This window comes from Cupriavidus sp. SIMBA_020 (assembly GCF_046535395.1).
Taxonomy (GTDB): Bacteria; Pseudomonadota; Gammaproteobacteria; order Burkholderiales; family Burkholderiaceae; genus Cupriavidus; species Cupriavidus campinensis.
Genome location: NZ_JAWRWU010001110.1, coordinates 1 through 255, shown reverse-complemented (window position 1 = coordinate 255; position 255 = coordinate 1). Strand labels below are relative to the sequence as shown.

The following is a 255-nucleotide window of genomic DNA, read 5'->3' as shown; positions in this document are numbered from 1 at the left end:
CGTTAATGAAAGAATCCCATGCTCCTGATTGGCGCCGCTCACCACGTAACCGGCAAGCGGCGTGCCATTCAGCAAACACGGCTGGCCGTAGCCGAAATCGTGCGATTGCCTCGACGTGCCGCGATCGCGGCTCATCGCCATCCAGCCCGCGTCGAGAATCGCCCAGCCTTTATCCGCCTGGTGGCCGATCACGGTGGCGAGCACGCTGAGCGCGATGTCTTCGAGCGCGCACACGCCCACGTTGTGCATGACCAG

1 pseudogene is annotated in these 255 nt (G+C 63.1%); it reads right to left on the bottom strand.

What is annotated here, in order from left to right:
- Positions 1-255, bottom strand: a pseudogene (locus SB751_RS32960) (DSD1 family PLP-dependent enzyme); the annotation flags it as partial.